The organism is Rhodococcus sp. YH1, assembly GCF_009939605.1.
Lineage (GTDB): Bacteria > Actinomycetota > Actinomycetes > Mycobacteriales > Mycobacteriaceae > Rhodococcus > Rhodococcus aetherivorans.
The window spans coordinates 1-25,662 of the sequence record NZ_WVTE01000196.1 but is presented as its reverse complement, the minus strand read 5'-3'; the positions used below and the strand labels follow the sequence as shown (position 1 = coordinate 25,662).

Below are 25,662 nucleotides of genomic sequence, written 5' to 3'. Positions count from 1 at the left end.
CCTAGGTGGTCAGGGTCACCGGCGGCCGACGCGTGCCACCGCGCGCACCTCGTCGCCGACCGTGAACCACAGGGTCAGCGCGTCGGTCTCGTGACGGGCGCGCAGGACCAGCGCGTCGCCGGCGACGACCGGTCGAAGGTGCTCGATCACCGCACGGTACGGCGCGGTCTGCAGCTCCGGCCGGCCGGCCAGGTGCTCCTCGATGCCGTGCCAGTAGGCGGCGTTGTTGACGTGGTCGAACGGGTCGATGTCGGTGGCCCGTAGCGGGAAGGCCGTGCCGGCGTCGGCGTCGTCGGACGGCGTGGGCGGCAGCCATGCCCGCCATCGCAGCCGGGTGTCCTCCGCATGGCGGGCCATGTGCTCCCAGAGCCGGTCGCTGATCCGGGCCGGCATCCCGTTGGTGGGCCCGATGTTGATCCAGAACGCCGAGGTGTCGATCAGGGCGTCGCCGGTGCCGTCGAGCCGCACGCGGACGTTGGCCCATCGCGTGGACAAGGCGTCGCACCACCGGCGCAGTTCGAGTTGTTCGCGGAAGCGGGCCGGCCGGTGCACGTCGACGACGGTGCGGCGCACGATCCACAGCGGGTCGGTGGCGGTGGCGTCGACGGCGTCGAGGTTGTCGGTGCCGATGTCCTGCAGGTAGCGGGCCACGCCGTCGAGACGGAGCCGTTCCCGGTTGTCGACGTCGCCGGTGCGCACCGTGCGCGTGGACCGGAACGCGTCGTCGGGCGGGGGCGCGGCCCCGAGGGGCTGCGCCAGCGCGTCCTCCGCCGCGGACTTCTCCGGTGCCGGTTTCGCGGCCGTGTCCGAACCCATTCGTCCCCCTGCTCGTCGTCGGCCCCTGCCGATTCTGACAGCTGCGGGGCAGGGCTGCAGCGAATCTTGCGAGGGGCGAGACATCGAGGCTACAGTGGAGTTAACTGTTACCGGATGTCACATGAAATCCGGTCCCGGCTCTTCGAGGACACGACATGGCCTATGTGATCACCCAGACGTGCTGCAACGACGCGAGCTGCGTCGCCGTGTGCCCGGTGAACTGCATCCATCCCACGCCCGAGGAGCGGGAGTTCGCGCAGACCGAGATGCTGCACATCGACCCGCAGGCCTGCATCGACTGCGGCGCGTGCGCGGACGCCTGCCCGGTCGAGGCGATCTTCCCGGAGGACCGGCTCACCGAGGCTCAGGCCCGGTTCAAGGACATCAACGCCGACTACTACACGGCGCACCCGATGCCCGAGAACTGGATCCCGCTGACACCCGTCCCGGCCCCGCCGCGGGGACAGGGCACCCTGCGCGTGGCGGTCGTCGGTGCCGGTCCGGCGGCCTGTTACGCCGCGCAGGAACTGCTCGAGCGCTCGAACGTCGAGGTGGACATGTTCGACCGGCTCCCCACCCCCTGGGGACTCGTCCGCAGCGGTGTCGCACCCGACCACCCCGGTACCAAGGCCGTCACCGAGTCGTTCGAATGGTCGTTCCGCCGCGACGCGTTCGCCCTGCACCTCGACGTCGAGGTCGGCCGCGACATCGACCACGCCGAGCTGCTCGCCCATCACCACGCCGTCGTCTACGCGACCGGGGCGTCCGCCGACCGCAACCTCGGCATCGCCGGCGAGGACCTTCCCGGCAGCCACGCCGCCACCGAGTTCGTCGCCTGGTACAACGGCCACCCCGACTACGCCGACCGGGTCTTCGACCTCTCCGGCGAACGCGCGGTCGTGGTCGGCAACGGCAACGTCGCCCTCGACGTCGCCCGCATCCTCACCATGGACGTCGACGAGCTGGCCCGCACCGACATCGCCGATCACGCCCTCGAGGCGCTGCGCCGGAGCAACATCCGCGAGGTCGTCCTGCTGGGCCGCCGGGGTCCGGCCCAGGCGGCCTACAGCAACCCCGAGTTCCTCGCCCTCGGCGATCTGAACGGCGTCGACGTCGTCGTCGACGAGACCGAGCTCGAGCTCGATCCCGCCAGCGCGGCGCTCGCCGCCGCCGACCCGGCGGTCGCGATGCGCATGCGGCTCGCGCGCGAGTACGCGCGCCGCGAGCCCCGGCCGGGGAACAAGCGCATCGTGTTCCGCTATCTCGTGTCGCCCACCGAGATCGAGGGCACCGAACGGGTCACCGGACTGCGCGCGGTACGCAACGACCTGATCGCCGGCGACGACGGTGCACTCGTCGCCCGGCCCGCCGGGCAGGCCCTGCACCTCGACGCGCAGCTGGTGCTGCGCTCGATCGGCTACCGCGGGGTCCCCCTCCCGGGAGTGCCGTTCGACGAGCGACGGGGGATCGTCCCCAACGAGGGCGGGCGGGTCACCGCCGCCGGACCCGGCGTGTACGTCACCGGGTGGATCAAGCGCGGTCCGAGCGGCGTGATCGGAACCAACAAGGCGTGCGCCAAGGAGACGGTCGCGGCCCTGCTCGCCGACTTCGACGCCGGCCGGCTCGCGCGTCCGGCCGGTGGCCGGCGGGAACTCGATCGCCTGCTCGGGCAGCGGCGGCCCACCCGGGTGGGCCTGAGCGGATGGCACGAGATCGACGGGGCCGAGCGGGCGGCCGGCCGCGCCGCCGGCCGGCCGCGCGTCAAGCTGACCGACCGCGCCCGCCTCACGGAGACCGCGGCCGGGCGGCCGCGGCCGGGGCGAAGCCTGCTGCGTCTGGTGCGCCGATAATCGGTTGGGGCTCCGCCTGCGTCGGGACTAGTATCTTTCGGCGGTGCCCGGCACCGCCCGCGGCGACGTCCGCCGGGGGAGCGCAGGCCGGGATGTCGATCCGCCGCGCTGTCGGGGCGCGCGCTGGTCGCCGGGCACGTCGAGGGTGACACGCGGCTCGCGCCGAGATCGTCGTCGCCGCACGGTACGACGTGGTGCCCGGCCCCCTCGATCCCATCCTGGCAGGTCTGCCTGCCATCGCGCCTCGAGAGGACCGACCCATGACAGCCCCCCATGCGGGCCCGGCCGCCGCGCCGGCGAGCGACAAGCTCGACGCGGCAGTTCTGAAGATCGCGTCGGTGGTGGTGCTCGGCGCCATCATGTCGATCCTCGACGTGACGGTCGTCTCCGTCGCCGTGCCGACGTTCATGGAGGACTTCGACTCCAGCTACGCGACCGTCGCGTGGACGATGACCGCCTACACGCTGGCGCTGGCCAGCGTGATTCCGCTCACGGGCTGGGCCGCGGACCGGTTCGGCACCAAACGGCTGTACCTCGCCGCCCTCGTCCTGTTCGTCGCCGGGTCCGTGCTGTGCAGCATGGCGTGGGACATCACGTCGCTCATCGGGTTCCGCGTGGTGCAGGGCCTGGGCGGCGGCATGCTTATGCCGCTGGGCATGACGATCATGACCCACGCCGCGGGACCGCACCGGGTCGGCCGCGTGATGGCGGTGCTCGGCATCCCGATGCTGCTGGGCCCGATCGGGGGCCCGATCCTCGGCGGCTGGCTGATCGACACCGCCAGCTGGCACTGGATCTTCCTGATCAACCTGCCCATCGGCGCCGTGGCCCTCGTCGCCTCCGTGCTGATCCTGCCGAAGGACCGCCCCAGCCGGTCCGAGTCCTTCGACTTCGTCGGCATGGCGCTCCTGTCGCCGGGCCTGGCGCTGTTCCTGTTCGGCGTCTCGTCCATCCCGGAGGTCGGCACCGTCGCCGCGACGCGGGTCCTCGTGCCGGGCGCGATCGGCGCCGCGCTGATCGTCGCGTTCGTGTTCCACGCCCTGCGTGCCCGGAACCCGCTCATCGACCTGTACCTGTTCCGCAACCGCCAACTGACGTTCGCGGTGCTCACCATGTCGGTGTTCGCGATCGCGTTCTTCGGCGCAGGACTGCTGTTCCCCAGCTACTTCCTCCAGGTGCGGGGCGAGTCGACCCTGGCGGCGGGCATCCTGCTTGCGCCGCAGGGCCTCGGCGCCATGCTCACCATGCCGGTCGCCGGCCGGCTCGTCGACCGGATCGGACCCGGGAAGATCGTGCTCGTCGGCCTGACCCTCGTCACGCTCGGCATGGCCGTCTTCACGCAGGTGGGCACGGACACGTCGTACGTGCTGCTGCTCGGTGCGCTGTTCGTCATGGGCATGGGCATGGGTGCCACGATGATGCCGACGATGACGGCCGCGCTGCAGACGCTGACCCATCAGAGCGTGGCCCGCGGGTCGACGCTGATGAACATCGTCCAGCAGGCCGCCGGCTCCGTGGGCACCGCGACCATGTCGGTGATCCTGAGCAGCCGCCTGGCGACCCCGGCGGGGGCGCCCGAGGGCGGCGGGCAGATGGACCCGGCAGCTCTGGAACAGCTGCCCGCACCGGTGCAGGAATCGATCCTCACCTCGCTCGCGGACGCGTTCGCGACCACGTTCCTCGTCGCGACCGTCCTCATGGCCCTCGCGGTGATCCCGGCGCTGTTCCTGCCGCGCACGCGCGTCAAGCATCCGGCCGGGGAGGGACTGCAGCCGGTGGCCGTCCACTAGCCGGCCGTCCGGAGGGGGCCGTGACGTACGTCGCGGCCCCCTCTCCGTGTCTGCGGCTAACCTCGTTCCGGCAGCACGACGGCGACCCGAACGGACGACCCAATGAGCATCGAACCCACCCACCGAGGCCCCGCCGCGACGGACGAGGCACCCGGACAGCCGCGTCTGTGCCGGCGCGCCCTCTTCGGCGGTGCCGGTGCGGTCGCGGCCGCCGCAGTCCTGTCCGCGTGCGGTGCCGAGGCCGACCAGAGTGGCGCCGACGGCACCTCCGCCGCACCGACCACGCCGCCTGAGCCCGGTCCGGACGCCGCGGTCGTGGCTGCCGCGGCCGACATCCCGGTGGGCAGCGGCGTCCTGTTCGCCGACAAGCGTCTCGTGGTGACGCAACCCGTCGCCGGGGACTACCGGGCGTTCGTCGCGCTGTGCACCCACTCGGGCTGCAACATCACCGGCGTCGAGGCCGACGAGATCGTCTGCGACTGTCACGGCAGCCGGTTCCGTCTGGACGGGACCGTGAGCAAGGGTCCCGCCCGCAAGCCGCTCAAGGCGCGTCCGGCCGCGGCCCGCGGTGCGGACGTCGTCGTCGACTGATGCGGGCGATTCGCTAAGCGGGCGGGCGGCGGCGGAGTAGATTCGACCGCGACATCATCATTGAAGTGCGGACCGACGAGGGGACCCGATGGTGCGCAGGGGGCCGTTGATCACGTTGGCGGCGGTGGTGGTGCTCGCCGCGGTCCTGCTCGCGGTCAACGTCTCCAAGGAGGACGGCGGCCCCACGCCCGCCCCTGGCCCGGCCGCCACGTCCGCGCCGGCCCCCACCACGACGGCTGCGCCCTCGACCGCCGTGGCCTTTCCCGCGCAGGCCACCTACGTCGCGCAGATCCCCGTCGCCACCGGAACCCTCACGCTCGCGATCGCCGTCGAGGGCGAGGACGCCGTCGCGTACGCGTGCGACGGCAGCGCAGTCGAGTCCTGGCTGTCCGGCGATGCCGAGGACGGCAGGCTCGAGCTCGAGGGCCGAGACGGTGCCCGCCTCGACGGCGAGTTCGACGGCACGACGGTGCGCGGCACCCTGTGGCTCGGTGACCGGAGCTGGACCTTCGACGCCGCGCCGGCCGAACCTCCGGCCGGCCTCTACCTCGCGAACGTGGGCGACGTCCGGGCCAGCTGGATCGTCACGCAGGACGGGACGGTCACCGGTGTGCGCCGCGCCGGCGACGGCGGCACCGCGCCCGCCCCGGCCCTGGCGCCGGACGGGACGGCGGTCGTCGACGGGGTGGTCGTAACCGCGGACCCGGTGTCCGGCAGCGACACATTCTGACGGTGCCACCGCGCGGTGACACCGGGAGGAGGACGGATGAGCACACCGCAGGTCCATCCCGTCGCACCGCCGCGAACGGCCCCCGTCGTGGTCGCGTTCCTGGTGGGTGCCCTCGTCGCGGTCGGGCTCGGTGTGTACGGCAGTGTGCACGAGCCGACCTTCTTCTCGATCAACGTCGCCGGGTTCTCCAGTCCGACCGCCGTCAAGGCCTGGCTGGCGACCCTCGCCGGCGTGCTTGCACTGGTTCAGCTCGCCTCGGCGGCCGTGATGTACGGACGGATGCCGGGACTGCGGGCGCCGAGCTGGATCGGGACCCTGCACGTGTGGTCGGGCCGCCTCGCGGTGCTGGCCACCGTCCCCGTCGCGGTGCACTGCCTGTACGCGCTCGGTTTTCGCACCGGCGAGCCGCGGGTGCTGTGGCACTCGCTGGCCGGATGCCTCCTCTACGGGGCGTTCGTGGCAAAGATGCTGCTGCTGAGCCGGCGAGGTCTGCCGGGATGGGCGGTTCCGGTGGCCGGCGGCGCCCTGTTCACGGCGATCATGGTCGTGTGGTCGACCTCGGCGCTGTACTTCTTCCGCACGACGGGCCTCACGTTCTGACGGCCCACCCCTACTGTCTTTCCCACCCCTACTGTCCCTCCCACGATCGGAGCCGGAAAATGGATCTCGAGCAGTCTCCCGTCAGCCGCCGTTCGGTGCTCCTGGGTGCCGGGATGGCCGCCGTCGCCGCCACGGCGGCCTGCAGCACCTACGGCGACGAGCCGGCCTCCGGGCAGACCTCCGCGGCGGAGGACGCCGGCACCGACGCGGCCGCGGGACAGCCCCTCGCGGCCGTCGCCGACATTCCCGTGGGCGGGGGACGGATCTTCCCCGATCAGAAGGTCGTGGTGACCCAGCCGGCCGCGGGCGAGGTGCTCGCGTTCAGCGCGATCTGCACCCATCAGGGCTGCACCGTCGCGGCCGTGCAGGACGGCACGATCAACTGTCCCTGCCACGGCAGTCGGTTCAACCTCGACGGCACCGTCGCGAACGGGCCCGCCGCGCGTCCCCTCGAGAGCAGGGCCGTCACCGTCGAGAACGGCGAGATCACCCTCGCCTGACCGGGTTCGCCGTCCCACCTCGACGGTCTCATCGGGCGGCACCGGGATAGGGTCGACGGCGTGACCAGACCTCTGCGCGACTGGCGGCCGCGGGCGTTGCGTGAAGGCGCCGAACCCGACGCCCGCTTCACCCTCGCGAACGAACGCACGTTCCTCGCGTGGATCCGCACCGCGCTCGGCGTCATCGCGGCGGCCGTCGCGCTCGAGACCTTCGCCGGCGACGTCGTGGGGCCGGTGGTGCGGACCACGCTGTCGTGCACGCTGCTGGTGTTCTCCGCGCTCCTGGTGATCGCCGCCCTGCGGCGCTGGCTGCAGATCGAGGCCGCGATGCGCACCGAACGTCCCCTGCCGCCGCCGCGGATCGCCTTCCTGCTCGCGGCGATGCTGGCGGTCGGGGCCGTGGCCCTCGCCGCGGCCCTCCTGATATGACCGCGCCGTCGCGTTCGGGCCCACGATGAGACACGACGACCCGGGCCTGCAGCCCGAGCGCACCACGCTCGCGTGGCTGCGCACGGCGACCGGGCTGGGAGCGGTGGTCCTGCTGTTCCTGCGCCTGGCGCCCGGCCCGGCGCCCGTGGTGGTGGTGATCGGCCTGCTGTGCCTGGTGCCGGCGCTCGTGCTGCTCGTGACGAGCGGGCGCGAGCACCGGGCGCGCGTGAGGCGCTTCATCGAGGGCCGCGCGAGGCATCACTGGTGGCGCAACATCGTCCTGACCGTCACGGTCGTCGTTCTGGCCCTCGCCGCCGCCACGCTCATCGTCACGTCGCAGGCGTGACCGCCGCACCGTCGCCGTTCCAGCCGGGCTGGACGATCTACTCCCGTGTCAATCGGGCACGGAGCCGTGGAAGGCCCACGCCCGGGCGGTCAGCGCGATCCGACCGGCTCGGTCGCGGCGCAGTCGGGCATCGAGTACCGTCCGCAGTTCGGCTCGGCGCCGTGCCGGCAGCGACATGCAATATCCGGGGGCGGGTCCCTGACCGCCGAGGAACGGCGCCCAGAAATCGTCGAAGTCGGCGAACACGGTGGGAACCTCGAGCGGCTGGATCCGCACCCCGGTGAGACCTGCAGACGCGAGCAGGTCGTGGAGGGGATCGGGCCGGCAGAGCGGGAAGCGGACACCCTCGTCCCGGTCCCGCGCCGCCTCGTCCAGTTCGACGGCCGCATCCCAGAAGGCGCGAATCATTCCCATGCCCTCGGCGTAGTCCCACACGTAGCCGCCGATCGTCCCGCCCGCTCGGGTGACGCGGCGCATCTCGACAAGACCCTCGATCGGATCGGGAAGAAAGTTGAGGACCAATCCGGATACGACGCGGTCGAACTCGCCGTCCACGGCCGGTATCGCCGCAGCGGTACCCGGCCGGACCTCGAAGCGGGGATCGTCGACCGTGGTGCGGGCCGCCGCGGCGAAGCCCTCGGACGGTTCGACCCCGACGACCCGGGACGGTTCCTCGGCGACAAGGACGGCGTGTGCGAGAGCGCCGGTCCCGCACCCCACATCGCACCACGCGGCGCCCGCCCCGGCAGGGGGCAGCCATTGCAGGAACTTCGAGGCGACCGGGCGGCTCCAGCGACCTACATAGCGCTCGTACGCCGCGGCGATCTCCCAGGCGTCGGCGGTGTGATCCGTCATCGCGGTCTTCCTCTCTCCGGTCCCCGGTCAGTCGACCTGTCCGGGCCGGCGCCGTTGCCTACGAACCGGATCCGGGCTCACGGCCGGAACGGCGGTCGAGGTCGATCACCCGGGCCCCGCCCTGCGCCGCGGCCACCCGTGTCTCGGTGCCGTCCTCGGTCACGGCGACGATCTCGCACCGGCACAGCGCCTGTCGCCGGCTCGAGTCGACGACCGTCGCCGCGGCCCGCAGCAGCGTGCCGCGGCCCGGGCGCAGGTAGTCGATCGTGAACCCGGTGGTCACGATCGACGATCCGAGCACGGTTCCCGCCGCGAAGGTCAGGGAGTTGTCCGCGGCGTAGGCCAGCACGCCGCCGTGCACGAACCCGAACTGCTGCAGCAACTCCGGACGCAGCGGGATCTCGAGCACCGCGCGGCCCGGCTCGTACGCGGCGACCCGGGCGCCGACCAGCACGCTGAACGGTTGGGCCGCGAGCACCGCCGCCGCGTCGTCCACCCCTCGAAGTTCCACGGCCTGCAGTCTGCCCCACACCGCCGGGTCGTGGGCGGACATATCATTCGTGCATGACGCGGTCACCTCATTCGCCGACGGTTCGCTGGCCGGACCTCGCCGCTCTGGAGCTGCTCGTCGGCATCGACGACCACGGCGGCCTCGGCGCGGCCGCCCGGGCCGCCGGCGTCGCGCAGCCCAATGCCAGCCGGGCGGTGCGCCGCCTCGAGAAGCAGCTGGGGACCGTGCTCGTGCGCCGGGGGCGGGCCGGTTCCGCGCTCACCCCGGAGGGCACCGTGGTCGCGCACTGGGCGCGGCAGACCCTCGCCGACGCCCGTCGCCTGCTCGACGCCGCCGCGGCGTTGAGTGCCGACCGGCAGGCCGAGCTGACCGTGGCAGCCAGCATGACGGTCGCCGAACACCTCATCCCGCGCTGGCTGGGCCGCTTCCGCGGGCTCCGGGACGACGTGCAGATCCAGCTGCAGGTCCACAACTCGCGGCAGGTCTGCGACGCGGTCGCGGAGGGCCGGTGCCACGTCGGGTTCGTCGAGGCTCCCACCGTCCCACCGGGACTGCACAGCACCCCGGTGGCGCGGGACCGGCTGGTGGTGGTCGTCACGCCGGCGCACCCGTGGGCGCGGCGCCGGCGTCCACTCACCGTCGCCGAACTGGCGGCGACGCCGCTCGTCGTGCGCGAGGAGGGCTCCGGGACGCGGCACACGCTGGATCTGGCCCTCCGGGAGTTCGCGCGGCCGTCGCCGCTGCTCGAGCTCGGCAGCGGCGCCGCGGTGCGCACCGCGGCCCTCGGCGGCGTCGGCCCGGCCGTGCTCAGCACCCTCGCCGTGGCCGATCACCTCGCGTCCGGCGAATTGCGGACCGTCGAGGTCGAGGGCCTGGATCTGGCCCGCACGTTGCGCGCGGTGTGGCGCCCACCCCGCAAGCTCGCCGGCCCGGCCGGGGACCTGGTGCGGATGATCGTCCGCGGCGCCTGATCGCGTACCGATCGTCGCAATCGGCCCGAATCCGGCGCCCGGTGCGTCATCATGATCGTCGAGGACGCTGCTCGCCGGGGGTACGAGCGAACGCGGCGTGGCGCCGAGCCGGCACCGGGAGTGGGACATGGACGCATCGCGGTACGACGGGTCGCGGCCGTGACGGCCGTCGAGGTCGATCGCAGCCCCCGGCGATCCGGGGCCGTCCTCGCGACGTTGATCCTGGTCGCCGCCGTCGCGAACCTCAATCTCTCGGTTGCCAACATCGCGCTGCCGGCGATCGGCCGGGCCTTCGACGCGAGCCAGACGGAACTGAACCTGGTCGCCGTCGGGTATTCGCTGGGCCTGGCCGCGTCGGTGCTGTACCTGGGGGCGATCGGCGACCGCTACGGGCGCAAGCAGCTGCTCGTGCTCGGCGTCGCGCTGTCGATACCCGCGTGTCTGGTGGCGGCCTTCGCACCGAGCGTCGAGGTGCTGTTCGCGGCCCGGCTGGCCGGTGGTCTCGCCGCGGGGCTGGCGTATCCCACCACGCTGGCGCTGATCACCGCGCTGTGGTCGGGAGCCTCGCGGACCCGCGCGATCGCGTTGTGGTCGGCGACCGGCGGTGCGGTCGCTGCGCTCGGACCGCTGCTGTCCGGCCTGCTCCTGGAGTACTTCTACTGGGGCTCGGCCTTTCTGATCACCGTGCCGCTCGCCGCCGTCGCCCTCGTGGCGGCGGCCGTGCTGATTCCCGCGCACGTCAACGAGACCTCCGGGCCGGTCGATCATGTCGGCGGTGTCGTGTCGGTGCTGTTCGTGGCGGCGCTCGTCCTGACGGTCAACCTCGCACCCGAGAGCGGCCGAGGCACGGCGGCGCTCGTCTGCGCCGCCGTCACCGCCGTGGCGGGCGCGGTATTCGTGTGGCGGCAGCGGCGGGTGCCCGAGCCGCTGTTCGACCTGAAGGTGGCCGCGCGGCCGACGTTCTGGGTGGCAGCGGTGGCGGGCATCATCGTGTTCGGCACCCTGATGGGGACGATGTTCGTCGGTCAGCAGTTCCTGCAGAACGTGCTGGGCTACTCCACGCTCGCCGCCGGGTCGACGATCCTTCCGGCCGCCGCGTGCATGCTCGTGGTGGCTCCGTACTCGGCCCGGATGGTGGAGAGCCGGGGTGCGCGCACCACCCTGCTGCTCGGCTACGCGTTCATCCTCCTCGGGCTCGCGGTCGCGCTGACGATGTGGGACGAGACCTCCAGTTACTGGCAGATCGCGCTCGCGTACGGCCTCGTGGGGATCGGGGTCGGTTTCGCCGGCACGCCCGCCTCCCGCTCGCTGACCGGCTCGGTCCCGGTGACCCGGGCCGGGATGGCGTCGGCAACGGCCGACCTGCAACGCGATCTGGGCGGGGCCGTGATGCAGTCCATCCTCGGGGCGTTGCTCACCGCCGGATACGTTTCGTCGATCTCGGCGGCGATCGCCTCGTCGCCGGAGGCGGACGAGATCAGCGACCAGACGCAGGCCGCGCTGACCAAGTCGTTCGCGAGCGCCGCCGACCTCGCCGAGCGGTACCCGCAGTACGCCGACGCCATCATGTCCGCCGCGCGCACGGCGTTCCTGGACGGGGACACGAAGGCGTATGCCGCCGCCATTCTCGTCGTCGCCGCCGGTGCGGTCCTGGTGTTCTTCGCCTTCCCGAAGCGCGACGCCGAAAGACGGCTCCTCGCGTCGTACCGTGCGCAGGACGAACGCGCCGAGCCGGCGGGGGACGAGCGGCAGGGGGCCGCGCCCGGGGACGCGGACGGCTAGCGTTGGTCGCCGCTGCCGCGCAGGGCGCCGACGCCGGCGACGATCACCAGCGCGATGCCTACCGCCGCGACGGGCTGGACCCACTGGCCGAGCACCAGCGCGCCCGCCAGGGCCGCCGCCGCCGGTTCGAGAGCGATGAGGATCGCGAACACGTTCTTCGGCAGCTCCCGCAGCGCCCGCATCTCCAGGCTGTAGGGGACCACGGAGGACAGCAGGGCCACCGCCGCTCCGGCGGCCAGGATCGCGGGATCGGCCAGGCCGGCGCCGGCGGTCCCGAGGCCGAGGGGCAGCACGAGCGCCGCGGCGACGGTGGTGGCGACGGTCAGGCCCGCCGCGCCGGAGACGGTGGTGGCCACGTGCGAGCCCGCGACGATGTACCAGGCCCAGCCGGCGGCGGCGAGCAGCGCGAAACCGACCCCGGCCGGGTCGAGGGCGCCGCCGTCCCCGCCGAGGCCGCGTGCCCCGAGGAGCACCACCCCGGCCAGGGCGAGTGCCACCCACAGCGCGTCCCGCGGGCGGCGGGAGAGGACCGCGGCGAGGGCGAGCGGTCCGAGGAACTCGATCGTGACCGCCGCCGCGAGCGGCAGCCGGGCGATCGCCACATAGAAGAAGCCGTTCATCGCGGCCAGGCTCGCCCCGAGCGCGACCACGCCGCGCCACTGCGCCGGGCGCCAGTGCCGCACCGACGGCCGCACCACCGCCCACAGGATCACCGCGGCGAGCGTCAGCCGCAGCGTGACCGTGCCGAGGGCACCGACGTCGTCGAACAGGGTGCTGGCGAAGGCCGCGCCGAACTGCAGGGAGAGCACCGAGCCGAGCACGGCCGCGACGGGCACGGTCCGGCTGCCGCCCCGTGGCGCCGGTGCTGTGCCGCTCATCCGTCCTCCGTGGCCTGGGGGATCCGCCGTCCCGCGTGCGACGAATGTTGCCGCACGGGAGCACGATCGGCAGCACGCGCCACCTCAACCAGAAAAACAATCACGAGTGCTTGATTTTTTGCGCCCCGGGTGTGACTCTGGTCGCATGACGGAGCTACAACCGCTTCTCGACGACCTGCGTGCCGAGGGCGAGTCCCTCGACGCCCTCGTCGCGGACCTCCCGGACGAGCGCTGGGCGACCCCGACCCCCGCCGAAGACTGGACCATCGCCCACCAGATCGGACACCTGCTGTGGACCGATCGCGCCGCCCTCACCGCCGTCGAAGACCCGGAGGCGTTCGTCGCCGGGCTCGGCGAGGTCACCGATCCGGACGGGTTCGTCGACGACGGGGCGCGGGCACAGGCCCGCCGCCCCCCGGCCGAGTTGCTCGCCGACTGGCGTGCCGCCCGCCGCGCCCTCGCCGACGCCCTCGCGGCCGTCCCCGCCGGAACCAAGATCGTCTGGTACGGCCCGCCGATGAGTGCGGCCTCCATGGCGACGGCACGGCTGATGGAGACCTGGGCCCACGGCGGCGACGTGGCCGACGCGCTCGGCGTCACCCGCCCGCCCACGCACCGGCTGCGCCACATCGCCCATCTCGGCGTCCGCACCCGCGACTTCGCCTTCGCCGTGCACGGCCGCACCCCGCCGGCCGAGCCGTTCCGCGTCCGTCTCACCGCCCCCGACGGGCAGGAGTGGACCTGGGGGCCCGACGCCGCCACCCAGACCGTCACCGGATCCGCCCTCGACTTCTGCCGGCTGGTGACCCAGCGGATCCACCGGGCCGACACCGACCTCGTCGCCACCGGACCCGACGCCGAGGCGTGGCTCGGCCTCGCGCAGGCGTTCGCCGGACCGCCCGGCGGCGGCCGCGCCCCGGAAGGAGCCACCGCGTGAGCGCCCCCACGGCCGGACGGGCGGTGCGCATCGGGAACTGCTCCGGCTTCTACGGCGACCGGCTCGCGGCCATGCGCGAGATGCTCGAGGGCGGGGAACTCGACTACCTGACCGGTGACTATCTCGCCGAGCTGACCATGCTGATCCTCGGCCGGGACCGGATGAAGGACCCGGCGCTCGGCTACGCCAAGACGTTCCTGCGCCAGCTCGAGGACTGCCTCGGGCTCGCCGTCGACAAGGGCGTGCGGATCGTCGCCAACGCCGGCGGGCTCAATCCCGCCGGGCTGGCGACGGCCGTGCGCGAGCTTGCCGGCCGGCTCGGACTCGACGTCACCGTCGCGTACGTCGAGGGCGACGACCTCATCGCCCGCGCCGCCGAACTCGGCCTGGCCGCCGATCCGCCGCCGCTGACCGCGAACGCCTACCTCGGGGCGTGGGGCATCGCCGAGTGTCTCACCGCCGGCGCCGACATCGTCGTCACCGGCCGTGTCACCGACGCCTCCGTGATCGCCGGCCCGGCCGCCGCCCACTTCGGCTGGGCCCGGGACGATTTCGATGCCCTGGCCGGTGCGGTCGCGGCGGGACACGTGATCGAGTGCGGTACCCAGGCCACCGGCGGCAACTACGCGTTCTTCACCGAGATCGCCGACCTCGACCGGCCCGGCTTCCCGATCGCCGAGATCGATGCCGACGGCAGCTCCACCATCACCAAGCACCCCGGCACCGGCGGCGCGGTCACCGTCGGCACCGTGACCGCCCAGCTGCTGTACGAGGTGACCGGTGGCCGCTACGCCGGACCCGACGTGACGACGCGCCTCGACTCCGTCCGGCTCACCCAGGTCGGGCCGGACCGGGTCCGCATCACCGGGGTCCGCGGTGAGGCGCCCCCGCCGACGCTGAAGGTCTCCCTCAACGCTCTCGCCGGATTCCGGAACGAAGCGGTGTTCGTCCTCACCGGACTCGACATCGAGGCCAAGGCGGCGCTGGTGCGCCGGCAGATGGAGGCGAGCCTGCCCGCGCGTCCGGCCGAGCTCGAGTGGACCCTCGCCCGCACCGACCATCCGGACGCCGACACGGAGGAGGCGGCCAGCGCCCTGCTGCGCTGCACCGTCCGCGACCGCGACCCGCAGGTCGTCGGCCGCGCCTTCTCCGCGGTCGCCGTCGAGTACGCGCTTGCCAGCTACCCCGGCTTCTCGCTGACCGCTCCGCCCGGCAACGGCCAGCCGTACGCCGTGTTCACGCCCGGCTACGTCGACGCCGCCGAGGTGCCGCACACGGCGGTCCTGCCCGACGGCAGCCGCGTCCCGATCCCGCCCGTCACCCCGACGCGCCCACTCGAACCCGTCGCCGAGCCCGAGCTGCCCGCGCCGCTCCCCGCGGGGCCCACCCGGCACGCGCCGCTCGGGCTCGTCGCCGGCGCCCGCAGCGGCGACAAGGGCGGCGACGCGAACGTGGGGGTGTGGGTGCGCACCGACGACCAGTGGCGCTGGCTGGTGCACACCCTCACCGTCGACGCGCTGAAAACCCTTCTGCCCGAGTCGAAGAACCTCATCGTGACCCGTCACGTGCTGCCGAACCTGCGGGCGGTGAACTTTGTGATCGAGGGCATCCTCGGCCGCGGCGTCGCCTCACAGGCCCGCTTCGACCCGCAGGCCAAGGGCCTCGGCGAGTGGCTGCGCAGCAGATACCTCTACATCCCCGAGACCCTCCTGGAGGACCCCGAGATGGAGAACCCCGAGATGGAGAACCCCGAGTGAGCATCTGGGACACCCCCGAACGCCGCGACCTGCGCTCGACCGTCCACTCCTTCGTCCAGCGCGAGGTCCTGCCGCACCTCGCCGCGTGGGAGCGCGACGGCGAACTGCCCCGCGACCTGCACAAGAAGGCCGCCGCCCTCGGACTTCTCGGCGCCGGATTCCCCGAGGTCGTCGGGGGGTCCGGCGGCGACGCGGCGGACACTCTCACCGTGTGCGAGGCATTCCACGAGGCCGGCGCCTCCGGTGGCGCCTTCGCCTCCCTGTTCACCTGCGGCATCGCCCTGCCGCACCTCGTCGCCGCCGGCGACGAGGTGCAGATCGCGAAGTGGGTCGAGCCGACCCTCGCGGGCGAGCTCATCGGCTCCCTCGCGATCACCGAACCCGGCGGCGGCTCCGACGTGGGGCACCTGACCACCACCGCCGTCCGCGACGGCGACCACTACGTCGTCAACGGCGCCAAGACCTACATCACCTCCGGCTGCCGCGCGGACTTCGTGGTGACCGCCGTGCGCACCGGCGGCAGCGAACGTCCCGGCGCTGCCGGGATCTCGCTGCTGGTGATCGAGAAGGGCGCCGAAGGATTCACCGTCTCGCGCAAGCTCGACAAGATGGGCTGGCGTGCCTCCGACACCGCCGAACTGTCGTTCGTCGACGTGCGCGTGCCCGTCGAGAATCTCGTCGGCACCGAGAACAGCGGCTTCGCGCAGATCGCCCAGGCCTTCGTCTCGGAGCGGATTGCCCTTGCGGCCCAAGCCTATTCGAGCGCACAGCGGTGTCTGGACCTCACCGTGGCGTGGTGCCGCGACCGCGAGACGTTCGGCCGGCCGCTGATCTCCCGGCAGTCGGTGCAGCGCACCCTCGCCGAGATGGCCCGGCGCGTCGACGTCGCGCGCGTGTACGGCCGGCGGGTCGTCGAGCGAGCCCTCGTCGGCGACGGCGACCTCGTCGCCGAGGTGTGCTTCGCCAAGAACACCGCCGTCGAGGCCGGCGAATGGGTCGCGAACCAGGCCGTGCAGCTGTTCGGCGGACTCGGCTACATGGCCGAGTCCGAGGTCGAACGGCAGTACCGCGACATGCGCATCCTCGGCATCGGCGGCGGCACCACCGAGATTCTCACCGAGCTCGCGGCGAAACGATTGGGGTACACCTCGTGAGCATCCTGCAGACGACCCTCGACCCGGCCTCGGCAGAGTACGCCGCCGCGGCCTCGGCGATGACCGCCGAACTGGCCGCACTCGAGACCGAGCACGCCAAGGCCCTCGCCGGCGGCGGGGAGAAGTACGTCCGGCGCCACCACGAACGCGGCAAGCTGCTCCCGCGCGAACGCATCGAACTGCTGCTCGACCCGGATTCCCCGTTCCTCGAGCTGTCCCCGCTCGCGGCGTGGGGCACCGAGTTCCCGGTCGGCGGCAGCACCGTCACCGGGATCGGCGTCGTCGAGGGCGTCGAATGCCTGATCGTCGCCAACGACCCCACCGTCCGCGGCGGCACCAGCAACCCGTGGACCCTGCGGAAGGGGTTCCGCGCCAACGACATCGCGATGCAGAACCGGCTGCCGGTGATCTCCCTCGTCGAGTCGGGCGGCGCCGACCTGCCCACCCAGAAGGAGGTGTTCATCCCCGGCGGACGCATGTTCCGCGACCTGACGCAGCTGTCCGCCGCCGGCATCCCCACCATCGCGCTGGTGTTCGGCAACTCCACCGCGGGCGGCGCCTACATTCCCGGCATGTCGGATCACGTGGTGATGATCGAGAAGCGCTCGAAGGTGTTCCTCGCCGGACCGCCGCTGGTGAAGATGGCCACGGGCGAGGAATCCGACGACGAATCCCTCGGCGGCGCGGAGATGCACGCCCGCACCTCCGGGCTGGCCGACTACTACGCGGTCGACGAGCCCGATGCGATCCGGATCGGCCGGGGCATCGTCCGTCGCCTGAACTGGCGCAAGCAGGGCCCCGAACCCCACCCCGACGTGCGCGAACCGCGTTACGACCCCGAGGAACTGCTCGGAATCGTGCCCGCCGACCTCAAGGTGCCGTTCGACCCCCGCGAGGTGATCGCCCGCATCGTCGACGATTCCGACTTCGACGAGTTCAAGCCGCTCTACGGGTCGTCGCTCGTCACCGGCTGGGCCCGTCTGCACGGCTACCCGGTGGGCATCCTCGCCAACGCCCGCGGCGTGCTGTTCAGCGAGGAATCCCAGAAGGCCACCCAGTTCATCCAGCTCGCCAACCGCGCGAATACGCCACTGCTGTTCCTGCACAACACCACCGGCTACATGGTCGGCCGCGAGTACGAGGAACGCGGCATGATCAAGCACGGCTCGATGATGATCAATGCCGTCTCCAACTCGACGGTGCCCCACATCTCGATCCTGCTCGGCGCCTCCTACGGGGCCGGCCACTACGGCATGTGCGGCCGGGCGTTCGACCCGCGGTTCCTGTTCGCCTGGCCCAGCGCCAAATCCGCGGTGATGGGCGGCGCCCAGCTCGCCGGTGTCATCTCCATCGTCGGACGCGCCGCCGCCCAGGCGCGCGGCCAGGCCTTCGACGAGGCCGCCGACGAGGCGATGCGTGCGGCGATCGAGAACCAGATCGAGGCGGAGTCGCTGCCGATGTTCCTGTCCGGCCGGCTCTACGACGACGGGGTCATCGACCCGCGCGACACCCGCACCGTGGTGGGGATGTGCCTGTCGGCCATCGCCAACGCGCCGATCGAGGGCACCGACAGCTTCGGTGTCTTCCGGATGTGAGGCAGCAGTGAACCACACCGATACCGTCACCACCGTGCTCGTCGCCAACCGCGGCGAGATCGCCCGCCGGGTGTTCGCCTCCTGCCGGCGCGCCGGCCTCGGCACCGTCGCGGTGTTCTCCGACGCGGACGCCGGCAGCCCCCACATCGCCGAGGCCGACGCCGCGGTGCGCCTGCCCGGCACCGCCCCCGCCGATACCTACCTGCGCGGCGAGGCGATCATCGCCGCCGCCCGCGCGGCGGGGGCCGACGCGATCCACCCGGGTTACGGGTTCCTCTCGGAGAACGCCGAATTCGCGCGGGCGGTCCTCGACGCGGGGTTGACCTGGATCGGGCCGGGCCCGGACTCGATTGCCCGGATGGGTTCGAAGGTCGAGGCCAAGAAGATCATGGCCGACGCCGGTGTGCCGGTGCTGGCCGAGCTGGACCCTGCCGCGGTGACCGAGGCCGACCTGCCCGTGCTGATCAAGGCGTCCGCCGGGGGCGGCGGCCGCGGCATGCGGGTGGTCCGCGACCTGGCCGAGCTGCCCGACCAGCTCGCCGCGGCCCGGCGCGAGGCGCAGTCCGCGTTCGGCGATCCGACGGTGTTCTGCGAGCGCTTCCTCGAAACGGGCCGGCACATCGAGGTGCAGGTCCTCGCGGACCGGCACGGGACCGTGTGGGCGGTGGGGGAGCGGGAGTGCTCGATCCAGCGCCGCCACCAGAAGGTGGTCGAGGAGGCGCCGTCGCCGCTCGTCGAGGCCACGCCCGGGATGCGGGAGCGGCTGTTCGCGGCGGCCCGGCGCGCCGCGCAGGCCATCGACTACGAGGGCGCGGGCACCGTCGAGTTCCTCGCGACCGGGGCGAGCGAAGCGACGGGGAATGTCACCGGGGCGAGCGAAGCGACGGGGAATGTCACCGGGGCGAGCGAAGCGACGGGGAGCTCGGCGGACGGCGAGTTCTTCTTCCTCGAGATGAACACCCGCCTGCAGGTCGAGCACCCGGTCACCGAGTGCACCACCGGCCTCGACCTCGTCGATCTGCAGTTGCAGGTCGCCGCCGGCGCCCGCCTCGAGCCCGAACCCCCGCCGGCGAGCGGACATTCGATCGAGGTGCGGCTCTACGCGGAGGACCCGGCACAGGACTGGCGGCCGCAGTCCGGCACGGTGCACCGTCTCGCGCTGCCCGGCCGCGTCGCCGCGTTCGAGGTGCTGCGCGAGCCCGGGCTGCGCCTGGACTCCGGCGTCGAGGACGGTTCGGCGGTGGGCGTGCACTACGACCCGATGCTCGCCAAGGTGATCTCGTACGCCCCGACCCGGGGCCGCGCGGCGCGGATGCTCGCGACGTCGCTGGCCCGCGCCGAGGTGCACGGCCTGCGCACCAACCGGGACCTGCTGGTGAACGTGCTGCGGCATCCCGAATTCCTCGCCGGCAACACCGACACCGCCTTCTTCGACACCCACGGGCTCGACACGCTCGCCGCGCCGCTCGCCGACGCCGGGGCCGAATCGCTGTCCGCGCTCGCCGCGGCCCTGGCGGACGCCGCCGCCCACCGCGCGGCCGCGACGGTCGCCCGCGGCCTGCCGAGCGGCTGGCGCAACCTGCCGTCGCAGCCGCAGGTCAAACGGTACGAGGGCGACCGCGGTGCACACGAGGTGCGGTACCGGCTCACCCGGTCCGGGCTGATTGCCGACGACCATCCCGGCGTCGTCCTCGTCGCGCACACCGAGCGCCGGGTGGTGCTCGCGATCGACGGCGTGCAACGGCAGTTCCACGTCGCGCGCTACGGCGACGCGGTGCATGTGGACTCGTCGCTCGGCCCGGTACGGCTGCGCGCGATCCCCCGGTTCGTCGAACCCTCCGCCCACGTCGCCGCGGGTTCGCTGCTCGCCCCGATGCCCGGCTCGGTGATCCGGATCGGGGCCGCGGTCGGCGATGCGGTCACCGCCGGGCAACCGGTCCTCTGGCTCGAGGCGATGAAGATGGAACACATCGTCAAGGCCCCCACCGCGGGCGTGCTCACCGAGCTGCCCGTCGCCGTCGGCACCCAGGTCGAACTGGGCGCCGTGCTGGCCGTCGTCACCCCCGCCGAGTCCGGCGAACCGTCCGCCCCGGCCGACATCGAGGAGTAACCATGAGCGTCATCGAAACCGACGAGCAGAAGCAGCTGCGCGCCGCGGTCGCGGGCCTGGCCAAGCGCTACAACTACGTCGACTACGTGCTGCCGAAGGCCCGCAAGGGCGAACCGCTGACCGAGCTGTGGCGCGAGGCCGCCCAGCTCGGCTTCCTGGGCGTGAACCTGCCCGAGGAGTACGGCGGCGGCGGGGCCGGCATCTACGAACTCGCCCTGGTCCAGGAGGAACTCGCCGCGCAGGGCTGCGGGCTGCTGCTGGTGGTGGTCTCGCCGGCCATCTGCGGCACCATCATCGCCAAGTTCGGCACCGACGAGCAGAAGCAACGCTGGCTGCCCGCGCTCGCCGACGGCTCGAAGATCATGGCGTTCGGCATCACCGAGCCCGACGCCGGCTCGAACTCGCACGAGATCACCACCGTCGCGCGGCGCGACGGGGAGGACTGGATCCTGCGCGGCAGCAAGATCTACATCTCCGGTGTGGACCAGGCCGACGCGGTGCTCATCGTGGCCCGCACCGAGGACGCGAAGAGCGGCAAGCTGCGGCCGGCGCTGTTCATCGTCCCCACCGACGCGGACAACTTCGTCAAGACGCCGATGGAGATGGACATCGTCGAACCGGACCGCCAGTTCATCCTGTTCCTCGACGACGTGCGCCTGCCGGCGGACGCGCTGGTGGGGGAGCCGGACGCCGCGCTGATGCAGCTGTTCGCCGGCCTGAACCCCGAGCGGATCCTCGGCGCGGCGATGGCCGTGGGCATGGGCCGCTACGCGCTGGACGCGGCGGTGCGGTACGCCAACGAACGGACCGTGTGGAAGTCGCCGATCGGGGCGCACCAGGGCATCGCGCATCCGCTCGCGCAGTGCAAGATCGAGCTCGAACTGGCCAAGCTGATGATGCAGAAGGCTGCGGTGCTGTACGACAGCGGCGACGACTTCGGCGCCGCCGAGGCCGCGAACATGGCCAAGTACGCCGCGGCCGAGGCCAGCATCAAGTCGCTCGACCAGGCGATCCAGACGCACGGCGGCGGTGGGCTCACCCGCGAGTACGGGCTTGCCGCGATGCTCGGCGCGGCGCGGATCGCGCGGGTGGCGCCGGTGAGCCGGGAGATGATCCTCAACTTCGTGTCCCAGCACTCGCTGGGCCTGCCCCGGTCGTACTGAGGGGAGCGCCGGTGTCCGAGACGTTCGTCCGGTACGACGTGAGCGAGGGATTCGCCACCCTGACTCTCGACTCGCCGCACAACCGCAACGCGATCTCCGCCAGGCTCGTGGCGCAGCTCCGGCAGGGCCTCGCCGACGCGGCCGCCGACGACGGGGTCCGCGCGGTCGTGCTCACCCATGAGGGCGGCACCTTCTGTGCCGGCGCCGATCTGAGCGAGGCGAGCACCGCGGAGGGCGGCGCCGCGGCGGCGGCTGCCGCCCGGACGCGGGAGATGACGGCGGTGCTGCGGTCGATCCTGGAGCTGCCCAAGCCGGTGATCGGGCGGATCGACGGGCACGTGCGCGCCGGCGGCATGGGGTTGGTCGGCGCATGCGACCTCGCCGTCGCCGGGCCCCGGTCGACGTTCGCGTTGACCGAGGCCCGGCTGGGGCTGGCGGCGTCGATCATCTCGCTGACGGTGCTGCCGCGGCTCACCTCCCGTGCCGCGAGCCGCTACTTCCTCACCGGTGAGCGGTTCGGGCCGGAGGTGGCAGCGGCGATCGGCCTGGTCACCGTCGAGACCGACGATCCGCAGGCGTCGGTGGGGGAGATCCTCGCCCAGCTGCGGGAATGCTCGCCGCAGGGGCTCGGCGAATCCAAGCGGCTCACCACGATGCGGATGCTCGCCGACTTCGACCGGTACGGCGACGAGCTGGCGGAGCAGTCGGCGCGGCTGTTCGGCTCCGCGGAGGCGGTCGAGGGGATGACCGCGTTCCTGCAGAAGCGGCCGCCGTCGTGGAGCCGGTCGTGACACGGTCCGTAAAACGGTCAGGGTTGACTGGATAGTGGTGGGTGTACGACAGTGGCTGTCATGAAACTCGGCATCCAGCCCGACTACGCGGGTGACTTCCGGCAGGTCGTCGACGAGATCGTCGAACTCGAATCGGTGGGGCTCGACATCGCGTTCGTCGCCGAGGCGTACAGCTTCGACGCCTTCAGCCAGCTCGGCTACCTGGCCGCGCGCACCTCGACGGTGCAGCTCGGCACGGGCGTCGTGCCGATCTACACCCGCACGCCGTCGCTGCTCGCGATGACGGCCGCCGGCATGGACTACGTCTCCGGCGGCCGCTTCGTGCTCGGCCTCGGGGCGTCCGGCCCGCAGGTGATGGAGGGCTTCCACGGCGTGCCGTACGACGCGCCCCTGCAGCGGACCCGCGAGGTCGTCGACATCTGCCGGGCCGTGTGGCGGCGCGAGAAGCTCGAATACGCCGGCCGCAAGTACACGATCCCGCTGCCGACCGACCGCGGCACCGGGCTCGGCAAGCCCCTCAAGCTCATCAATCAGCCGGTTCGCGAACGCATTCCGATCATGATCGCCGCGCTCGGCCCGAAGAACGTCGCCCTCGCCGCCGAGATCGCCGAGGCCTGGGAGCCGGTGTTCTTCTTCCCCGAGCACGCGCACCGGGTATGGGGCGACGCGCTCGCCGAGGGCAAGGCGAAGCGGGACCCGGCGCTCGGGGAGCTCGAGGTGGTGGTCAACGTCCAGGTCGGGATCGGGGACAACGTCGCCGAGCTGCGCGACCGCGCCCGGCCCCACCTGGCGCTGTACCTGGGCGGAATGGGCGCCAAGGGCAAGAACTTCTACAACCAGCTCGCCCGCACCTACGGCTTCGAGCGCGAGGCCGAGACCGTTCAGGACCTCTACCTGGCCGGGCGGAAGAAGGAGGCCGAGGCGGCGATCCCCGACGAGTTGATCGACGGCGTGTGCCTCGTTGGCCCGCGCAGTCACGTCGCCGAGCGCCTCGCCGCGTTCGAGGCCGGCGGAGTCACCACGATCAACATCATGGCCCTCGAGGACACCCGGGCCGGGCGCCTCGCCTCGACGGTCACCCTCCGCGAGCTGACGCGCCGGCCTGCCTAGTCTGATCGCCATGAGCAGCCCGTCCCCGGATGTCCGCCGTCGCGGCGAGCAGGAGCGCAGCCGTGCCACCCGCAAGCGGATCCTCGACGCGGCGGTGGCCGTGCTCGTCGAGCACGGTTACTCCAACGCCACCACCGTGCGCATCCAGGAGGCGGCCGGCGTGTCCCGCGGGCGGCTGCTGCACCACTACCCGTCGCGGGACGCCCTGCTCGTCGCCGCCGTGCACCACCTCGCCGCCCAGGGGGTCCAGGGCCTCGACGGCGACCATCCCTGGCCCGCCGACCCGGTCGAACGTATCGCCGCCGCGGTCGACCGGATGTGGTGGAACTTCCGGCAGCCGTACTTCTGGGCGTCGATGGAGCTGTGGCTCGCCGCGCGCGGCCACGAGGAACTTCGGGCCGAGCTGCTGCCGCTCGAACGCCTCCTGGGCCGGATGATCAAGGAGCAGACGACCGCGAACTTCGGTCCGGAGATCGCGAACCGCCCCCGGTTCGCCGAGGTGCGCGACCTGATCTATCAGGCGATGCGCGGGGCGGCCCTCGGTTACGCCATCGACCCCCGCGACCCGCTGACCGAACCCCAGCTGGCGGTGTGGCGTCGCCAGATGGAACGGGTCCTGGTGGACGACGAACCCGGGGATTCCGCCGCCGGGGGCGCGCTGCGATGACCCGGCAGCCCAAGCAGGATCGGAGCCGGGTCACGCGCCGCCGGCTGCTCGAGGCGAGCATCGACTGCCTCGCGGAGCTGGGGTGGGGCGCGACCACGGTGGGGGTGGTCGCCGAGCGGGCGGGCGTGTCCCGCGGCGCGGCCCAGCACCACTTCCCGACCCGGGAGGACCTCATCACCGCGGCGCTCGAGTTCATGTTCGACAGCCGTATGGATCTCGCCCGCCGCGACACCGTGGACCTGCCCCTGGGGGCCGCCCGTACCGAGGCCGTGGTGCGCCGGCTCGTCGACTACTACACCGGCACCCTGTTCAAGGCGGCGCTGCAGGTGTGGACGGCCGCGGCGGCCGATCCGGAACTGCGGGCCCGCATCGTCCCCCTCGAGGAACACTTCGGCCGCGTCGCCCACCGCGTCGCCGTCGAGCAGCTCGGCGTGGACGAGTCCGACGCGACGGTGCACCGCATGGTGCAGGCCACCCTCGACCTCGCACGTGGCCTCGGCCTCGCCGACGTCCTCACCGACGATTCGCGGCGCCGGGCCGAGATCGTCCGGCACTGGGCCGCGCAGCTCGACACGGTGCTCGACGCGGCCCGGCAGCGTTCGGCGGCGCAGCACCCGGCCGGTTAGGTTTGTGGCATGCCTCCCAAGCTGGCCACGGTCGCGGTCTTCGGACTCGTCGGTGCCGTCGTCGCCGGGTGCGGCTCGGACCCGGCCGAGGGCCCGGCCGGCGCGTCGCCCACCCTGCAGGTGACCGAGCCGGGCCCGTTCTTCGGCGCGTGCGGGTCGGTCACCGACGACGAGGTGGCCCGGGCCTTCGGGCTGGGGTCGTTCGTGCAGGTCACCCGCAACTCGGTGGGATGCGAGTGGGAACTCGTCGGGGCGGGCGGCCCGAGCGTGACGTTCTCCTGGTACCGCGGCAGCCCGATCGGCCGCGAACGCGCCGGTTCCGACCTGATCGGCCGGCCCGCGATCGACGTGGAGATCGACGGCAACCCGGGCTTCCAGGGCTCGGCGCAGAACGACTTCGGGCAGACCGTGCTGTGCGAGATCGGCGTGCAGTTCGGGGGCGACTTCGTGCACTGGTCCGTCACGTACGGGCTCTTCACGCCGGCCGCGGACGCGTGCGTGGTGGCCCGCGACCTGGCCGAGCTCAGCGCGGAAAGGGCACAGCGGTGAAGCGGACGACGCGGACGACGCGGGTGGCGACGCTGCCGTCGCTGCTGGCCCTGGCCGCGGTGCTCGCCGGGTGCGGCAGCACGATCGAGGGGCAGGCCGTGCCGGAGGGGGCCGGAGCGGGCGGCGCCTCCGCCGAGTTCACGCGCCTGCTCACCGAGTGCGATGCCGTCACCGACGAGCAGATCGCGGAGGCGGTCGGCGTCGAGGCGATCGAGCGCGGGTTCTTCGGGGCGATCTGCCGGTGGGACACCGCAGGTGCGGGGGCGACGGCGAAGGTCACCTTCAACTGGTTCGAGACCGGGTCCCTCGACACCGAGCGGGGGACGGCGCAACGGCTGGGATACGCGGTGGAGAACACGACCGTGGAGGGCCGGCGGGCCGTGCTGATGCGCCCGCCCGACGACCCGGCGTCCTGCGGGATCTCCGCCGGAGCGTCCACGACGGGGATCTTCGGCTGGTGGGTGCAGTACGCGCCCGGTTCGGCGCCTCCCGATCCGTGTGCGGCGGCCGTCACGCTGGCCCGACTGACCCTCGACCTCAGCAGTTGAGCCACG

Annotated in this window: 26 protein-coding genes; 22 read left to right on the top strand and 4 right to left on the bottom strand. The window is 72.7% G+C overall.

Annotated elements, in window-relative coordinates; all coding sequences use genetic code 11:
* Positions 1-15: 15 nt before the first annotated feature.
* Positions 16-816: an acyl-[acyl-carrier-protein] thioesterase gene (locus AIIKEEIJ_RS14585; RefSeq protein ID WP_006931283.1), complete on the bottom strand. Its 801-nt coding sequence runs from the start codon at positions 814-816 to the stop codon at positions 16-18.
* Between the two features lie 155 nt (positions 817-971).
* Between AIIKEEIJ_RS14585 and AIIKEEIJ_RS14580 the strand changes: the two genes are divergently transcribed.
* The 8 genes from AIIKEEIJ_RS14580 (at position 972) to AIIKEEIJ_RS14545 (ending at position 7,652) form a co-directional block, all read left to right on the top strand.
* Positions 972-2,666 (top strand): FAD-dependent oxidoreductase, encoded by a 1,695-nt coding sequence (locus AIIKEEIJ_RS14580; protein ID WP_029545051.1) that lies wholly within the window; start codon positions 972-974, stop codon positions 2,664-2,666.
* A gap of 260 nt (positions 2,667-2,926) precedes the next feature.
* Positions 2,927-4,456 (top strand): DHA2 family efflux MFS transporter permease subunit, encoded by a 1,530-nt coding sequence (locus tag AIIKEEIJ_RS14575; protein ID WP_161995949.1) that lies wholly within the window; start codon positions 2,927-2,929, stop codon positions 4,454-4,456.
* A gap of 102 nt (positions 4,457-4,558) precedes the next feature.
* Positions 4,559-5,047, top strand: a complete 489-nt coding sequence (locus AIIKEEIJ_RS14570) for a QcrA and Rieske domain-containing protein (RefSeq protein ID WP_029545047.1) — start codon at positions 4,559-4,561, stop codon at positions 5,045-5,047.
* Between the two features lie 88 nt (positions 5,048-5,135).
* Positions 5,136-5,777: a hypothetical protein gene (locus AIIKEEIJ_RS14565; RefSeq protein WP_050035593.1), complete on the top strand. Its 642-nt coding sequence runs from the start codon at positions 5,136-5,138 to the stop codon at positions 5,775-5,777.
* Positions 5,778-5,813: 36 nt separating this feature from the next.
* Complete coding sequence (locus AIIKEEIJ_RS14560) at positions 5,814-6,377, top strand: DUF6529 family protein (RefSeq protein WP_161995948.1); 564 nt, start codon at positions 5,814-5,816, stop codon at positions 6,375-6,377.
* A gap of 59 nt (positions 6,378-6,436) precedes the next feature.
* On the top strand, positions 6,437-6,877 hold the full coding sequence (locus AIIKEEIJ_RS14555; protein ID WP_050035592.1) for a QcrA and Rieske domain-containing protein: 441 nt from the start codon (positions 6,437-6,439) through the stop codon (positions 6,875-6,877).
* Positions 6,878-6,937: 60 nt separating this feature from the next.
* Positions 6,938-7,306 (top strand): YidH family protein, encoded by a 369-nt coding sequence (locus AIIKEEIJ_RS14550; protein WP_006931271.1) that lies wholly within the window; start codon positions 6,938-6,940, stop codon positions 7,304-7,306.
* Positions 7,307-7,331: 25 nt separating this feature from the next.
* Positions 7,332-7,652, top strand: coding sequence for a DUF202 domain-containing protein (locus tag AIIKEEIJ_RS14545; protein WP_006931270.1), 321 nt, complete (start codon positions 7,332-7,334; stop codon positions 7,650-7,652).
* Positions 7,653-7,700: 48 nt separating this feature from the next.
* Here AIIKEEIJ_RS14545 and AIIKEEIJ_RS14540 read toward each other — a convergent pair whose 3' ends face one another.
* Together AIIKEEIJ_RS14540 and AIIKEEIJ_RS14535 are read right to left on the bottom strand one after the other, a co-directional pair.
* Complete coding sequence (locus AIIKEEIJ_RS14540; RefSeq protein WP_102799315.1) at positions 7,701-8,507, bottom strand: class I SAM-dependent methyltransferase; 807 nt, start codon at positions 8,505-8,507, stop codon at positions 7,701-7,703.
* Positions 8,508-8,565: 58 nt separating this feature from the next.
* Positions 8,566-9,003 carry a PaaI family thioesterase gene (locus AIIKEEIJ_RS14535; protein WP_043800645.1) on the bottom strand — a complete coding sequence of 146 codons (438 nt, stop codon included), beginning with the start codon at positions 9,001-9,003 and terminating at the stop codon, positions 8,566-8,568.
* Between the two features lie 68 nt (positions 9,004-9,071).
* Here AIIKEEIJ_RS14535 and AIIKEEIJ_RS14530 point away from each other — a divergent pair, with 68 nt between their 5' ends.
* Both AIIKEEIJ_RS14530 and AIIKEEIJ_RS14525 read left to right on the top strand, forming a co-directional pair.
* Positions 9,072-9,989: a LysR family transcriptional regulator gene (locus AIIKEEIJ_RS14530; protein ID WP_006931266.1), complete on the top strand. Its 918-nt coding sequence runs from the start codon at positions 9,072-9,074 to the stop codon at positions 9,987-9,989.
* A gap of 159 nt (positions 9,990-10,148) precedes the next feature.
* On the top strand, positions 10,149-11,771 hold the full coding sequence (locus AIIKEEIJ_RS14525; protein WP_161995947.1) for an MFS transporter: 1,623 nt from the start codon (positions 10,149-10,151) through the stop codon (positions 11,769-11,771).
* Here the strand turns inward: AIIKEEIJ_RS14525 and AIIKEEIJ_RS14520 are convergent.
* Positions 11,768-12,649 (bottom strand): EamA family transporter, encoded by an 882-nt coding sequence (locus AIIKEEIJ_RS14520; RefSeq protein ID WP_050035590.1) that lies wholly within the window; start codon positions 12,647-12,649, stop codon positions 11,768-11,770. The genes AIIKEEIJ_RS14525 and AIIKEEIJ_RS14520 overlap by 4 nt on opposite strands.
* 145 nt (positions 12,650-12,794) lie before the next feature.
* Here AIIKEEIJ_RS14520 and AIIKEEIJ_RS14515 point away from each other — a divergent pair, with 145 nt between their 5' ends.
* The 12 genes from AIIKEEIJ_RS14515 to AIIKEEIJ_RS14460 are packed head-to-tail and all read left to right on the top strand — an operon-like array spanning position 12,795 to position 25,656.
* Positions 12,795-13,586 carry a TIGR03084 family metal-binding protein gene (locus tag AIIKEEIJ_RS14515; RefSeq protein WP_029545033.1) on the top strand — a complete coding sequence of 264 codons (792 nt, stop codon included), beginning with the start codon at positions 12,795-12,797 and terminating at the stop codon, positions 13,584-13,586.
* Positions 13,583-15,343 (top strand): acyclic terpene utilization AtuA family protein, encoded by a 1,761-nt coding sequence (locus AIIKEEIJ_RS14510; protein ID WP_161995946.1) that lies wholly within the window; start codon positions 13,583-13,585, stop codon positions 15,341-15,343. Before AIIKEEIJ_RS14515 ends, AIIKEEIJ_RS14510 begins: the two co-directional genes overlap by 4 nt.
* Positions 15,340-16,497 carry an acyl-CoA dehydrogenase family protein gene (locus AIIKEEIJ_RS14505; RefSeq protein WP_161995945.1) on the top strand — a complete coding sequence of 386 codons (1,158 nt, stop codon included), beginning with the start codon at positions 15,340-15,342 and terminating at the stop codon, positions 16,495-16,497. Before AIIKEEIJ_RS14510 ends, AIIKEEIJ_RS14505 begins: the two co-directional genes overlap by 4 nt.
* On the top strand, positions 16,494-18,092 hold the full coding sequence (locus AIIKEEIJ_RS14500; RefSeq protein ID WP_006931255.1) for an acyl-CoA carboxylase subunit beta: 1,599 nt from the start codon (positions 16,494-16,496) through the stop codon (positions 18,090-18,092). The genes AIIKEEIJ_RS14505 and AIIKEEIJ_RS14500 overlap by 4 nt, the downstream gene beginning before the upstream one ends.
* A gap of 7 nt (positions 18,093-18,099) precedes the next feature.
* Positions 18,100-20,202, top strand: a complete 2,103-nt coding sequence (locus AIIKEEIJ_RS14495; protein WP_161995944.1) for an acetyl/propionyl/methylcrotonyl-CoA carboxylase subunit alpha — start codon at positions 18,100-18,102, stop codon at positions 20,200-20,202.
* Between the two features lie 2 nt (positions 20,203-20,204).
* Entirely contained in the window at positions 20,205-21,365 is a 1,161-nt protein-coding gene (locus AIIKEEIJ_RS14490) for an acyl-CoA dehydrogenase family protein (protein ID WP_161995943.1), read from the top strand.
* Between the two features lie 11 nt (positions 21,366-21,376).
* Positions 21,377-22,156: an enoyl-CoA hydratase family protein gene (locus tag AIIKEEIJ_RS14485; RefSeq protein WP_029545024.1), complete on the top strand. Its 780-nt coding sequence runs from the start codon at positions 21,377-21,379 to the stop codon at positions 22,154-22,156.
* A gap of 60 nt (positions 22,157-22,216) precedes the next feature.
* On the top strand, positions 22,217-23,266 hold the full coding sequence (locus tag AIIKEEIJ_RS14480; RefSeq protein WP_161995942.1) for an LLM class F420-dependent oxidoreductase: 1,050 nt from the start codon (positions 22,217-22,219) through the stop codon (positions 23,264-23,266).
* Positions 23,267-23,276: 10 nt separating this feature from the next.
* A complete protein-coding gene (locus tag AIIKEEIJ_RS14475) occupies positions 23,277-23,933 on the top strand; it encodes a TetR/AcrR family transcriptional regulator (protein ID WP_006936210.1) in 657 nt (218 codons plus the stop codon).
* On the top strand, positions 23,930-24,559 hold the full coding sequence (locus AIIKEEIJ_RS14470) for a TetR/AcrR family transcriptional regulator (protein WP_006936211.1): 630 nt from the start codon (positions 23,930-23,932) through the stop codon (positions 24,557-24,559). Before AIIKEEIJ_RS14475 ends, AIIKEEIJ_RS14470 begins: the two co-directional genes overlap by 4 nt.
* A gap of 9 nt (positions 24,560-24,568) precedes the next feature.
* A complete protein-coding gene (locus AIIKEEIJ_RS14465) occupies positions 24,569-25,108 on the top strand; it encodes a DUF3558 domain-containing protein (RefSeq protein WP_050035583.1) in 540 nt (179 codons plus the stop codon).
* Complete coding sequence (locus tag AIIKEEIJ_RS14460; RefSeq protein WP_006936213.1) at positions 25,105-25,656, top strand: DUF3558 domain-containing protein; 552 nt, start codon at positions 25,105-25,107, stop codon at positions 25,654-25,656. The genes AIIKEEIJ_RS14465 and AIIKEEIJ_RS14460 overlap by 4 nt, the downstream gene beginning before the upstream one ends.
* Positions 25,657-25,662: the final 6 nt, after the last annotated feature.